The sequence below is a fragment of the Longimicrobium sp. genome, from assembly GCF_036399935.1.
Taxonomy (GTDB): Bacteria; Gemmatimonadota; Gemmatimonadetes; order Longimicrobiales; family Longimicrobiaceae; genus Longimicrobium.
In genome coordinates this window covers 1-12,146 of sequence record NZ_DASWMD010000050.1, presented here as the reverse complement: position 1 = coordinate 12,146, position 12,146 = coordinate 1, and the positions used below count along the sequence as shown (strand labels likewise).

Sequence of the window (12,146 nt, the reverse complement as noted above, 5' to 3'; positions counted from 1 at the left end):
ACTCACGCACTCACGCACTTCCCCCGGGATGCAGACCGAGAACCTCTCCGAAACGCTCTCCGTGCTGTCGGCCATGGTCACCCCGGCGGTGCTGATCCTGGCCTCCAGCTCGCTCATCGTGGCCACCTCCAACCGGCTGGGCCGCGCCATCGACCGCACGCGCACCCTCAGCGAGCGCATCGTAGACCTGGCCCGCGAGGAGGATCGCACGATGCTGGAAGAAGAGCGGCGCCTGCTCTTCGACCAGCTGTCGCGCACCGCGCGCCGCGCCAAGCTGCTGACCAGCGCCATGCGCCGGCTGTACATGGCCACGGCCATCTTCATCGGCACCAGCGTGGTGCTGGGGCTGGTGGCCGCCGTGGACGGGTCCTACGCCTGGGTGGCGCTGGTGCTGGGGATGGGCGGCGCGGGGCTGCTCTTCTGGTCCAGCCTGCTGCTGATCCTGGAAAGCCGCCTCGCCTACACCTCGGTGGTCGAGGAGATGGAGTTCGTCAGGGAGTTCGGATCCCACTACGCCCCCGCGGGGCCCCCGTCCAACCTCGTTGCCGCCCCGCGGCGGCCCTGGAAGCGGCGCTAGGGCCGCCGCACCGGCACCAGCCGCATGGGAGGTCCGCCGCCGGTGATCACCACCTGGGCCACGGCACCATCCTGCAGCACGAAATCCACGGCCGCTCCGGGGGGCCATCCCTCCGGGTAGAACCGGGTGGGGGCCGTCGCCACCAGGTACAACGGCGGCCCGTTCCCCAGCTGCGCCCGCAGCCCGCCGGGCCGGGCCTCCACCGTCATGCGCATGGCCGGCTCGGGGGACGAGTACTCGCCGGCGAAGCGGGCCAGCGCGGCGGAATCCAGCGCCAGGGGTCTCTCCCCCTCCAGCACCCACGGCGGACGACGGACGCGCGACAAGCAGGTGGTGTCCACCGCCCGCGGATCGGCGCGCCGCATGAAGGCGATGACCGCCGAATCCACGCAGGCCGCGCCCGGCATTCCAGCGTACATGTGCGCGGCCTGCGGAACCACCAGGTGCACGGAGTTGGGCATGTGCGCGGCGATCGCCTCTCCCCACCGCGGCCCGGTGACCGGGTCGCGCTCGCCGGAGATGATGAGCACCGGCGCATCGGAGCGAACCGGGTCGCGATAGCCGGACGGAAGCGCCGCCACGGGCCAGCCTTCGCACGCCGCCACCGCCTCGCGCACGCGGTACGCGCCCAGGAGCGTCGTGGCGTCCGTGGCCCGCGCGGCGGCGGTGTCCACGAACGGCACGTCCTCGCTGCAGGTGACCGCCAGGAACAGCCCCCACGACGCGCCGCCCTGTATCCTGCGCCGGTCGCCGATGGCCTCGCGGGCCAGCAGTCCGAAGTCGCCCTGCGCGGCGCGGTGCACCACCAGCGGAAGCCGGCTGGCGGAAACGGGCGCGTACAGCAGCTTGCGAAGGGTTTCGGCCACCGTGCCGCGCGAAAGCTCCACCTGCACCGCGCCCGCCTCCACGTCCAGCAGCGTGGCCGTGGCGCTTCCCCGGCGCATCCGCTCCTCCAGCGCCCGCGCCTCGTCCGCCAGCCGCGGGAACGCCGCGCCGCACGCCGCGTCGGCCGCGCAGTCCGCGATCACCCCGTTCAGCGCCGCCTGAAAGTCGTGCGCGTAGTTTTGCGGCGACGCCATACCGGGGGTCACCGCCCCGTGCAGAACCGCGCTTCGCACCCGGTGCGGGTACATGCGCATGTACACCTGCGCCGCGCGCGTGCCGAACGATCCGCCGTGCAGGTTCAGCTGCTCGTACCCCAGCGCCGCGCGCACCGCGTCCAGGTCGCGCGCCGCTTCCGGCAGCGTGTAGCGCGACAGGTCTGCCCTGGCCGACAGCTGCTCGCGGCACCGCCGCACCGCATCGGGGGGAAGGAAGCTGCCGACCAGCGACTGCGGGTCCGTGCGTTCGTGAAGCGTGCAGTCCAGCGGCCCCGAGCCGCCCGTGCCCCTGGCGTCCACCAGCAGGATGTCGCGCGTGTCGCGCAGGGGGGCGTACGCCGGACCCAGCCATCCCACCAGCGAACCGACGGCCTGCCCCGGGCCGCCGGCCAGGAACGCCACCGCGTCGGGCGCGCGCCGGGCCGCGCGGGCGGGGAGCACCACGACGTTCAGCGCGATCGTCCGTCCGCCCGCCACGTCGCGGTTCTCCGGGACCACCAGCGATCCGCACCGCGCGTCGGGCGGCAGCCCCGGCTGCGCGCAGGGCTGCAGCGACAGGCGGCCCTGGGCATGCGCCGGCACCGCGAGGCAGGCCAGGGCCAGGGCGGCACGGGGAATCCATCGGCGAGCGGTCATGGGCATGCGGGGGCGGGGGAACGACGAAGCACGTGGAAGATCATCGTTCGAATGCCGCGGCACCGCAATGGGACGGGAAACGACGGCCGTCGATGCCGGGCTCAGGGGCCGACTTCCAGCACCAGCCCGGGGTCGAAGCCCTCGACGCCATCGTGCGGATACCCGCGCTGGTTGGCGACCACGCGCGTGCCGCCGATCTCGTAGTCCACGCAGAGGTGCGTGTGGCCGTGCACCCACAGCGCGGCGCGGCCGTCCAGCATCCATGACGTACGCCGCCGTCACCGAAACACCGGCGGGCCGCGTCCGGAAGCGGCTCCTCCCTTTGCCTTCGGGGTACGGAGGCGATACATTGGCGCGGCTTTCCCGCAAACACCGATACGGATGCATATCGTGGATAGATCGTCACTTACGCATACGGACACCTTCGTTCGCCGCCACGTGGGCCCCGGCGCCGACGAGATCGCGACGATGCTGCAGGCGCTGGGCTACGGCTCGCTCGACGAGCTGGTGGACGCCACCGTCCCCGCCTCCATCCGCCTGGACCGGCCGCTGGCGCTGGGCCCGGAGCGCAGCGAGTACGAGATGCTGCGCGAGTTCAAGGCGCTGATGTCGCGCAACCGCGTGTTCCGCAGCTACCTGGGAATGGGCTACCACGACTGCATCACCCCGCCCGTCATCCAGCGCAACATCCTGGAAAACCCGGGCTGGTACACGCAGTACACGCCCTACCAGGCCGAGATCGCGCAGGGCCGGCTGGAGGCGCTGCTCAACTTCCAGACGATGGTGGTGGACCTCACCGGGCTGCCCATCGCCAACGCCTCGCTGCTGGACGAGGGCACCGCCGCCGCCGAGGCGATGGCCATGGCGTACGGCATCGCCGGGGCCGAGAACCGCAACACCTTCTTCGTCTCGCAGCTCTGCCATCCGCAGACCATCGAGGTGGTGAAGACGCGCGCCTGGGCCCGCGGCTTCGACATCGTCGTGGGCGACCACCAGACGTTCGACTTCACCCAGCCCGTGTTCGGCGTGCTCCTCCAGTATCCCGCCACGGACGGCGAGGTGATCGACTACCACCCGTTCACGCAGCGCGCGCGCGAAGAGAACATCGTCGTCGTCGCCGCGGCCGACCTGCTGTCGCTCGTCCTGCTCACCCCTCCCGGGGAGTGGGGGGCGGACATGGCGGTGGGAACCACGCAGCGCTTCGGCGTGCCGCTGGGGCTGGGCGGGCCGCACGCGGCCTACTTCGCCTGCCGCGACGAGTACAAGCGCCAGATCCCCGGCCGCATCATCGGCGTGTCGACGGACGCGGACGGCAACCCCGCGCTGCGCATGGCGCTGCAGACGCGCGAGCAGCACATCCGCCGCGAAAAGGCGACGAGCAACATCTGCACGGCGCAGGTGCTGCTGGCGGTGATGGCGGGGATGTACGCCGTCTACCACGGCCCCAACGGCCTGCGCGACATCGCCGAGCGCACGCACACCCTGGCCGAGCTGCTGGCCGCCGGCGCCGAGCGGCTGAACTACCGCATCGTCCACGACGTGTTCTTCGACACGGTGCGCATCGACGTGGGCACGCGGGTGGGCGGCATCCTGGCCGCCGCGCGCGACCGGGGCATCAACCTGCGCGGCTACGACGAGTCGTCCATCTGCGTGGCGGTGGACGAAACGACGGGCGTGGAAGACGTGGAAGAGGTGCTGGTCGCGCTGAACCGCGGCTCGGCCCTGCCGTTCTCGGTCGACGAGCTGCTGGGCGGCCTGTCGTCGGGGATCGCGGACGGCTTCCGCCGCTCCAGCGCCATCCTGGGCCACCCGGTCTTCAACCGCTACCACTCCGAAACGGAGATGCTGCGGTACATCCGCTCGCTGGAAAGCCGCGACCTGTCGCTGACGCACAGCATGATCCCGCTGGGGTCGTGCACCATGAAGCTGAACGCCACGGTCGAGATGATGCCCGTCTCCTGGCCGGAGGTGGGCCGCATCCATCCGTTCGCCCCGCGCGAGCAGATCGAGGGCTACCTGGAGATGTTCCGCCAGCTGGAAAGCGACCTGGCCGAGATCACCGGCTTCCACTCCGTGTCGCTGCAGCCCAACGCCGGCTCGCAGGGCGAGTTCGCGGGGCTGCTGGTGATCCGCGAGTACCTGGAAGCCAAGGGGCAGGGCAAGCGCAACATCTGCCTGATTCCCCAGTCGGCGCACGGCACCAACCCGGCCTCGGCGGTGATGGCGGGAATGAAGGTGGTCGTCGTGGGGACGGACGCCAACGGCAACGTCGACGTGGCGGACCTGCGCAAGAAGGCCGACGCGCACGCCGACGACCTGGCCGCGCTGATGATCACCTATCCGTCCACGCACGGCGTGTTCGAAGAGGCCATCCGCGAAATCTGCGACATCGTGCACGGGCACGGCGGGCAGGTGTACATGGACGGCGCCAACATGAACGCGCAGGTGGGCCTCTGCCGCCCGGGCGACTTCGGGGCGGACGTGTGCCACCTGAACCTGCACAAGACGTTCTGCATCCCCCACGGCGGCGGCGGCCCGGGGATGGGTCCCATCTGCGTGGCGGAGCACCTGGCGCCCTTCCTTCCCGGCCACCCGGTGATCCCGGTGGGGCAGGGCGAGACGCGCACGATCTCGGCGGCGCCCTGGGGCAGCCCCAGCATCCTGCCCATCTCGTACATCTACATCAAACTGATGGGCGCCGAGGGGCTGACGCACGCCACCAGGGTGGCCATCCTGAACGCCAACTACGTCGCCCGGCGGCTGCGGGAGCACTACCCGGTGCTGTACCAGGGCGCCAACGGCACGGTGGCGCACGAGTGCATCATCGACCTGCGCCAGCTGAAGGGTCCGTCGGGGGTGGAGGTGGAAGACGTGGCCAAGCGGCTGATGGACTACGGCTTCCACGCGCCCACCGTCTCGTTCCCCGTGGCGGGTACGATGATGATCGAGCCGACGGAAAGCGAGTCGCTGGCCGAGATCGACCGGTTCTGCGAGGCGATGATCAGCATCCGCGAGGAGATCCGCGAGATCGAGCTGGGCATTTTGGACCGACGCGACAACCCGCTGAAGCACGCCCCGCACACCGCCGCCGCCGTCACGGGCGACGAGTGGGCGCACGGCTACGGACGTCAGCGCGCGGCGTTCCCGCTGGCGTGGGTGCGCGACCGCAAGTTCTGGCCGGCCGTGGCGCGCGTGAACAACGCCGCCGGCGACCGCAACCTGGTGTGCAGCTGCCCGCCGGTCGACATGTACGCCCAGGTCTGAGGCCTTTCCGTTTTATCTGGCTCGACGAGAAGAAGCACCGCCGCCCCGGTCACTCCCGGGGCGGCGGTTCTTCTATCGCCATCGGGCGCTCCCCAGGCGTCGTGCCGTGGGATGGCGGGACGAAGCGCCTACGGGGTTTTCGCGGATTTGCTGCCCGCCCGAGCATGGTTTTCCGCCATCCGGCGCACGCGCTGGTTGACAAACGGCCGCCGAAGTGTGTACGTAATCGCCTCCTTTGGGCGTGCCCCCGCGCGCCGTGCACCCCACCCGCACCCCCACGGCACCCTGTGAACCGACTTCCCAACCACAGGCGGATGCTCTCCGCCGCGGCGCTCGCCCTCGTGCTGGGCGCCTGCGCCGACCGCGACCCGCTGGGCCCCTCGGCCGACGTCGGCGCGCCCTCGTTCGACGAGGTTTCGGCGCAGGCCTTCAACGGCAACATCCGCATCGGCGTGGTGCCCACCGCCACCACGGTGACGCTGGGCAGCGCCGCCGGGTGGACGATCACCGACAAGGGCAACGGCGCCACGCTGCTGTCGGGCGTGGGCGGGGTGCAGGCATCGGTCACGCTGCAGGCGGGAAGCGTAAGCGTCACGCGGTATCGCCTGCAGGTGATGTGCGGCAGCGCCGCCGCGGTCGACGCCAAAAAGGCGCAGGCGGAGGCGCTGGGGCACGCCACCCTGACGGAGGTGATCCCGGCCTGCACGCGCCTGTACCTGGGCGACTTCGCCTCGAACGCGGCCTTCGGCATCCGGAACACCTACCGCAACCAGGTGATCGCCCAGGGGCTGGCCGCCAGCGACGCGTTCTGGAAGCTGGTCACCACCACCACGGGCATCACCCAGTACAAGGTGACCGCGGGCTCGCAGACGGCCACCAGCAACGGGGCGGTGGGCTTCACCTCGTCCGACGGGCTGGTCACCATCGGCACGGCGCGCTACCGCGGGGTGGCCGAGGTGCGCCGCAACAGCGCGGGCACGCTGGCGGGCATCAACGAGGTGCACATCGAGGACTACCTGTACGGCGTGGTGCCGCGCGAGCTGCCGCCCACCGTGTGGCCGGAGCTCGAGGCGCTGAAGGCCCAGGCCGTGGCGGCCCGCACCTACGCGCTCAGCGGCCTGGGCAAGCGCGCCGCCGACGGCTACGACCTGCTGCCCACCACCAGCGACCAGGTGTACGGCGGCTACAACGCCGAGCACCCGCTGAGCACCCAGGCCGTGGACGAGACGCGCGCCGTCGTCGCCACGCACGAGGGCAAGCTGATCCAGGCGCTGTTCAGCTCCACCAGCGGCGGCGTCACCGCGAACAACGAGGACGTCTACAACTCCGCGCCCGTGGCGTACCTGCGCGGCGTGCGCGACCGGCAGCACGGCAACTCCGAGCACGTGCTCGACGAGATCCGCCGCAGCCCCAACGCCAACTCGCTGCGCGGCAGGAAGAACGGCGACTTCGAGGCGGACTGGTCCAAGTACCACCGCTGGAGCTTCGAGTGGACGGCGGCGGAAATCTCGCAGGTGATCTCCATCCATGCCGGGCAGGACGTGGGCAAGGTACTGGCGATCAACGTGCTGGAGCGCTCCAACAGCGGCCGCGTGAAGACCATCGAGTACGTGACCGAGGCGGGAACGTTCTACGACACCAAGGACCACGTCCGCACCTCGCTCAAGTACGTCAACGCGAGCGGCACCCCCACCAGCCTGCTGAGCACGCTCTTCATCATCGAGCCCGTGATCGACCGCAGGACGGGCGAGGTCGCCGGCTTCGAGGCGTTCGGCGGCGGCTGGGGCCACGGCGTGGGCCTGTGCCAGACGGGTGCCGTGGGCATGGCCGAAAAGGGCGCCACCTACGACGAGATCCTCAAGCATTACTACCAGGGCATCGACCTGGCCACCTGGTACTGAGCCGGGCAGGGATGGACGCAGCGAAGGGCGCGGGGGATCTCCCCCGCGCCCTTCGCGCATCCAGCAGTTCCGTTAGCTCCCTGCTCAGCCGCCTCCAGCGCCTGCCGCAGGTGCTCGGCCCGAATGACGATAAAAGACGTGTATCAGGCGTCGCGATCCGGGGCGGCGGTGCGACGCGCGCGCCTCTCCGCAGGTGAAGTCCCGACGTCGGTCGCCGGCAGCTTCGGGCGAATGATGCGGATGGCGTTCGCCCGGCCGCCGTGGGGCGGCTAGATTCGCTCCAGGCACACTTGGCCCGCTCGACACGAGGAGACGGCGGATTGGCGGAAGCTGCGATTCACGGCGAGGCCGCGCGGATCACCCGCATCGACCACGGCTGGGGCGGGCCGGGGTTCATCGCGTCGTACCTGGTGGCGGACGGCGACGACCTGGCGCTGGTGGAAGCCGGGCCGGCATCCACGCTGGAAGCGCTGCTCGCGGGCGTCCGCGCCGCCGGGCACGATCCCGCCCGCCTCACGCACCTGCTCCTGACCCACGTGCACCTGGACCACGCGGCGGGCGCGGGCCAGCTCGCCCGGCTCGCGCCCCAGGCGCGGATCTACGTCCACGGCCTGGGCGCGCCCCACCTGGAAGACCCGTCGCGCCTGCTGGCCAGCGCCGCCCGGCTGTACGGCGACCGCGTGGACGAGATGTGGGGGACCATGCTCCCGGTGCCGCGCGACCGCATCCGCGTTCCCGCGGACGGCGAGGCCATTCGCGTGGGCGGGCGCACGCTCGTGGCGCTGCACACGCCGGGGCACGCCATCCACCACCTGGCGTTCCACGACCCCGATGCGCGCCTCGTCTTCACGGGCGACGTGGCCGGAATCCGGCTGGACGGGGCGCCGCACGTGCGCCCGCCCACGCCCCCGCCGGACCTGGACACGCCCCGGTGGCTGGAGAGCATCGGCCGGCTGCGGGCGCTGCGGCCGGAGACGCTGCTGCTCACGCACTTCGGCGCCGTCGCGGACCCCGGGTGGCACCTGGACGACTTGGCCGCGCGGCTTTCGGACTGGACCCGCCGGGCAGGGGAGGCCACCGACCGCGCCGCGTTCGCCGCCGCGCTGCAGTCCGACGGCGACGCCCAGCTTCTCGCGGCGAGCGGCGACGCGGTCCTGGTGCGCCGCTACGCCGACTGCATCCCGTATGAGATGATGGCCGCCGGCCTCCTGCGGCAGGCGCATCCGCGGCCTTCCACGCCCCGTCAGGATCGAGGGGGCCCCGCACTGTAACCTTACGTATGAGCGTCTTCAAAAGAGTGTGCCCGCGGTGGGCCATTCCGTCGGCAGGCTCGGGCACTGGACCGCGCTCAGTGGGGATGGGCCGTTCCGGCGCCGCTGGACGGGGGGAAGCCGCATGGCTTGCCGCTCCTGTGGGACGGGCACAGTTTGAAACGCGCAGGCGCAATAGGTGCGTCGCGGAAAACCCCGCATGCCGCCGCGCACGGTGCGGGGGCACAGGCGTACGGATCCTGCATCGGCACGCGGGGGGGGCGAAGCCCGGCGGCCAGGGCTAAGTGGTGCGGGCGGCGGGACTTCGGTCCGACACCGGTGCTGGTGGGGAGTGTGCCCATCTGCCTTCACGTCCCGGGGAGGGTTCCCGCGGCGGGCCGGGAGAAACGACGGGGCGGTGCCGGTGCTTGACAGGCGAAACGGTACTCTGCACCTTGTTCGGCGTACCCTGCCAGAAAGGGCTCGCGCGGCTGGTCCTCCCGCAGGCGCGAGCGTTTGGTGCCGGCACCCGCGTCCGGGCCCGGGACGTGCGGTTTCGATCAGACGTTCGCTGTGTGGCGAGGCCGGGTGCGCGAGGTGCGCGGGCCGGCGGTCAGAAACAGGAGTGATCGTTCGTTCGAAACTTCGGACGGAAGAAAATGCCGCCGGCGCGGCGCACTCTAGGATCCACGGGAGGAGGGCAATGTTCAACAAGCTGGTGGCATCGGAAGGCCGCAAGAAGTCCGGCTTTTGGTCGCCCACGAACCTGGCGGTCTCGGCGATTCTCCACGTCGTGCTCGTGGGCGGCCTGCTGGCTGCCGGCGTAGGTGCGGCGGGCGACGAGAAGGACCGCGAGGAGATCGTCGACCTCGTGGACCTGGCCGAAGAAGAAAAGAAGGAGCCCGAGCCCGAGAAGCCCAAGGAGCCGGAGCCGCCGCCACCCGAGCCGGAGCCCGAGGCTCCGCCCCCGGTGGTGAAGGGATTCCAGACCCTGACGCCCCCGGAAGAGCCGCCCGCGGCCATCGCGCCGCCGCCGCCCAACCAGACGGCGTTGAGCGCGGAAGACGTCTCCGGGATCGGGCAGGAAGGCGGCGTGGCCAAGGGCGTCGAGGGCGGCGTGCAGCAGAGCACCGAGAAGCGTGAGGACCCCCCCGAGGTGGGCACGTACGAGTTGTCGGCGGTAGAGGAGCAGCCCAGCATCAGCAACCGCCAGGAGCTGGTCCGGCAGCTGGAGCGCAACTACCCGCCGCTGCTGCGCGACGCGGGCGTGGTGGGCACGGTGCAGGTGCGCTTCCGCGTACTGGAGAACGGCACGGTCGACGTGCCCAGCATCCAGGTGACGAGCTCCACGCACGAGGGGTTCAACGACGCGAGCATCCGGTCCGTTCAGCGGCTGCGCTTCCGCCCGGCCAAGGTGAACAACCGGCCGGTGAAGGTGTGGGTGGAGCTGCCCATCCAGTGGCAGACCTCGCGCTGAGCGCGAACAACGCAGGGCGACGACGAGCGAATGGTGCGGCGCGGCCTACGGGGGCCGCGCCGGGAGAACGGAAGGATCACCCAACCTGGAAGGCGCAGGCGCGCTGAGGAGAACGTAGAACAATGGATATTGCGAAGATTTGGGCCGACACGGGCATGGTCAACCGTGGCATCGTGATCTTCCTCATCCTGATGAGCATCGCGTCGCTGACGGTGGCCATCTGGAAGTGGCTGCAGTTCCGCAAGATGGCGGTCGCCACCAAGCAGTTCGCCCCGGCCTTCTCGGCGGCGCTGGAGAGCGAGAACATCCCCGAGGCGCTGGCCCTCGCCGACCAGTACCCCAAGAGCCACGTGGCCCGCGTGCTGGGCGAGTCGCTTCGCGAGGTGGCCCCGCTGCTGGGCGACCCCCGCGCCGCCGGCGCCGCCATCGTGTCGTGCGAACGCTCCGTCGAGCGTGAGCAGATCCTGCTGGCCAACGAGCTGAAGAGCGGCCTGGGCGTGCTGGCCACCATCGGCTCCACGGCGCCGTTCGTGGGCCTTCTGGGCACCACGCTGGGCATCGTGAACTCGTTCATGGGCATGGCCGAAAAGGGCGGCGGCCTCGAGGCCGTGTCGGGCGGTATCGCCGAGGCGCTGATCGCCACGGCCATCGGCCTGGTGGCGGCCATCCCCGCGGTGTGGCTGTACAACTACTTCACCGCCAAGCTCGACACGCTCTTCTCGGAGCTGGCGTACGCCGGCCGCGAAATGATCGACTGGATGATGACGCGCCAGGCACGGCGCGAGCTCACGGGCGGCGCCTCCTCCTACGGAGACTAAACACCATGGCGGGTGGATCTTTCGGCGGCTCGCCGCTGCCACGGGTGGCGGGGATCACCTCTGAGGTGACCTCCGAAATCAACGTGACGCCGATGATCGACGTGATGCTGGTGCTGCTGATCATCTTCATGGTGGTCACCCCGGCCCTGGGCTACGAGGCGAAGCTGCCCAAGGCCAAGACGGCGGCGCCCGAAAAGGAAGAACGCATCACGCTGGGCATCGACAACCAGGGCAAGTACTACATCGAGGACGTCCCCAACCCGGGGCCGATCCCGCTGGCCGAGCTGGAGGGGCGCCTTCGCACGGAGTACCAGAAGCGCCCCGAGGACCACATCCTGTACCTGAAGGCCGACAACGGCGTGCAGTACGGGGTGGTCCTGAGCGCCATCGACGCGGCCCGCAACGCCGGGGTGCGCCGCATCGGCACCATCACCGAACTGCCCGAGGGCGCCAAGGTTACGCGCAAGTAGCCTTGCAGCGCCGAATCGTTCCCATCCGGCGGCCCCGCGGGGCCGCCGGATGGGGCGCCGACAACTGAGATGGAGGGGTTTGGCCCATGTCAATGGGAGTTGGCGGAAGCAAGGGCGGCTCGATGAGCGAGATCAACATGACGCCCATGATCGACGTGCTGCTGGTGCTGCTGATCATCTTCATGGTGGTGCAGCAGGGCCTTCAGCGCGGCCTGAGCGTTCAGGTGCCGCCGCCGAAGGAAAAGGAAGAAATTTCGCAGAAGCCGCCCGACGACGAGCAGATCGTGCTCGAAGTCCTGCCCGGCCCGGCGTACCAGGTCAACCGGCAGCCGGTTCCGCCCGCGGAGCTGGAGCGGTTCCTGCGCGACGTGTTCGCGCAGCGTGCCCGCAAGGTGATCTTCGTCAAGGGCGCGGAGGAGCTTTCGTACGGTGACGTGATCCGTGCTGTGGACGCCAGCCGCGCGGCCGACATCACCATCGTGGGCCTGGTGCCGCGGTCGACGACCGGCCCGGCCACGGTCACGCCGGCGCCGGCGCCGTAACGCACTCCTTCGGCAAGACAGAACCGGCGGCCCGTCACTCGCGGGCCGCCGGTCCTTTTTGTCATCCTGAACTTCTACTGCAGGTTTCACGCAGAGGACGCAGAGGGAAAC

10 protein-coding genes are annotated in these 12,146 nt (G+C 70.5%); 8 read left to right on the top strand and 2 right to left on the bottom strand.

Features of this window, described 5'->3' with window-relative positions; all coding sequences use genetic code 11:
• On the top strand, positions 1-577 hold a 577-nt coding region (locus VGB24_RS15775), incomplete at its 5' end, for a DUF2721 domain-containing protein (protein ID WP_331073910.1).
• Here the strand turns inward: VGB24_RS15775 and VGB24_RS15770 are convergent.
• Positions 574-2,313: an alpha/beta hydrolase gene (locus tag VGB24_RS15770; RefSeq protein ID WP_331073909.1), complete on the bottom strand. Its 1,740-nt coding sequence runs from the start codon at positions 2,311-2,313 to the stop codon at positions 574-576. The two genes, VGB24_RS15775 and VGB24_RS15770, sit on opposite strands and share 4 nt — an antisense overlap.
• Before the next feature lie 101 nt (positions 2,314-2,414).
• Positions 2,415-2,573, bottom strand: a complete 159-nt coding sequence (locus VGB24_RS15765) for a hypothetical protein (RefSeq protein ID WP_331073908.1) — start codon at positions 2,571-2,573, stop codon at positions 2,415-2,417.
• Between the two features lie 121 nt (positions 2,574-2,694).
• Here VGB24_RS15765 and gcvP point away from each other — a divergent pair, with 121 nt between their 5' ends.
• The 7 genes from gcvP to VGB24_RS15730 all read left to right on the top strand — a co-directional run bounded on the left by gcvP (position 2,695) and on the right by VGB24_RS15730 (position 12,035).
• Positions 2,695-5,577, top strand: coding sequence for an aminomethyl-transferring glycine dehydrogenase (gcvP, locus tag VGB24_RS15760; RefSeq protein ID WP_349263928.1), 2,883 nt, complete (start codon positions 2,695-2,697; stop codon positions 5,575-5,577).
• Between the two features lie 287 nt (positions 5,578-5,864).
• Positions 5,865-7,478 (top strand): SpoIID/LytB domain-containing protein, encoded by a 1,614-nt coding sequence (locus tag VGB24_RS15755; RefSeq protein WP_331073906.1) that lies wholly within the window; start codon positions 5,865-5,867, stop codon positions 7,476-7,478.
• A gap of 320 nt (positions 7,479-7,798) precedes the next feature.
• Positions 7,799-8,749 (top strand): MBL fold metallo-hydrolase, encoded by a 951-nt coding sequence (locus tag VGB24_RS15750; RefSeq protein ID WP_331073905.1) that lies wholly within the window; start codon positions 7,799-7,801, stop codon positions 8,747-8,749.
• 682 nt (positions 8,750-9,431) lie between these two features.
• On the top strand, positions 9,432-10,205 hold the full coding sequence (locus tag VGB24_RS15745) for an energy transducer TonB (RefSeq protein ID WP_331073904.1): 774 nt from the start codon (positions 9,432-9,434) through the stop codon (positions 10,203-10,205).
• A 122-nt stretch (positions 10,206-10,327) separates the two neighbouring features.
• Positions 10,328-11,023: a MotA/TolQ/ExbB proton channel family protein gene (locus VGB24_RS15740; RefSeq protein WP_331021001.1), complete on the top strand. Its 696-nt coding sequence runs from the start codon at positions 10,328-10,330 to the stop codon at positions 11,021-11,023.
• 5 nt (positions 11,024-11,028) lie between these two features.
• Positions 11,029-11,493: an ExbD/TolR family protein gene (locus tag VGB24_RS15735; protein WP_331073903.1), complete on the top strand. Its 465-nt coding sequence runs from the start codon at positions 11,029-11,031 to the stop codon at positions 11,491-11,493.
• A gap of 86 nt (positions 11,494-11,579) precedes the next feature.
• The gene (locus VGB24_RS15730; RefSeq protein WP_331073902.1) at positions 11,580-12,035 is read left to right on the top strand and encodes a biopolymer transporter ExbD; all 456 of its coding nucleotides are present in this window, start codon (positions 11,580-11,582) and stop codon (positions 12,033-12,035) included.
• The last annotated feature ends 111 nt before the right edge of the window (positions 12,036-12,146 follow it).